1 rRNA gene is annotated in these 950 nt (G+C 49.4%); it reads right to left on the bottom strand.

Going from position 1 to position 950, the window contains the following annotated elements:
* Positions 1 to 950: ribosomal RNA gene (locus ACFSQ3_RS00025) — 23S ribosomal RNA — on the bottom strand; the annotation flags it as partial.

Raw genomic sequence — 950 nt, 5'->3', positions numbered from 1 at the left:
TTCACCGATACCACAATTTCACCGAGCTCATGGCTGAGACAGCGCCCAGATCGTTACACCATTCGTGCAGGTCGGAACTTACCCGACAAGGAATTTCGCTACCTTAGGACCGTTATAGTTACGGCCGCCGTTTACTGGGGCTTCGATTCAATGCTTCTCTTGCGATGACATCCCCTCTTAACCTTCCAGCACCGGGCAGGTGTCAGGCCTTATACTTCATCTTTCGATTTTGCAAAGCCATATGTTTTTGCTAAACAGTCGCCTGGGCCTTTTCACTGCGGCTGCTCTATCGCTAGAGACAGCGCCCCTTCTCCCGAAGTTACAGGGCCATTTTGCCGAGTTCCTTAGCCATGATTCACTCGAGCACCTTAGGATTCTCTCCTCGACTACCTGTGTCGGTTTACGGTACGGGTTTTATATACCTGAAGCTTAGCGGGTTTTCTTGGAAGTCTGATTACCTGCACTATCTGCGCCGCCGAAGCTTTGCAGTACTATCGTGTTTCAGCATTCTCTGCGGATTTGCCTACAGAAAATATACCTACGCACTTCAACGAACTATTCCGTCAGTTCGCGGCAGTGTCACTACTCCGTCACCACATCGCAGTATATAAAAGTACGGGAATATTAACCCGTTGTCCATCGGCTACCTCCATTCGGATGCGCCTTAGGCCCCGACTAACCCTGATCCGATTAGCGTTGATCAGGAAACCTTAGTCTTTCGGTGGGCGGGTTTCTCACCCGCCTTATCGTTACTTATGCCTACATTTGCTTTTCTATTCAGTCCACAACACGTCACCATGCTGCTTCACCCCCAATAGAATGCTCCCCTACCAGTGTATACTCGTGTATACAATCCATAGCTTCGGTAATACACTTGATGCCCGTTTATTATCCACGCCCGGTCGCTCGACTAGTGAGCTGTTACGCACTCTTTAAATGAATGGCTGCTT

Source organism: Sphingobacterium corticis, assembly GCF_042684745.1.
Classification (GTDB): Bacteria; Bacteroidota; Bacteroidia; order Sphingobacteriales; family Sphingobacteriaceae; genus Sphingobacterium; species Sphingobacterium corticis.
Note: the sequence above shows the minus strand (reverse complement) of the source record. Positions and strands in the feature narration are given on the sequence as shown.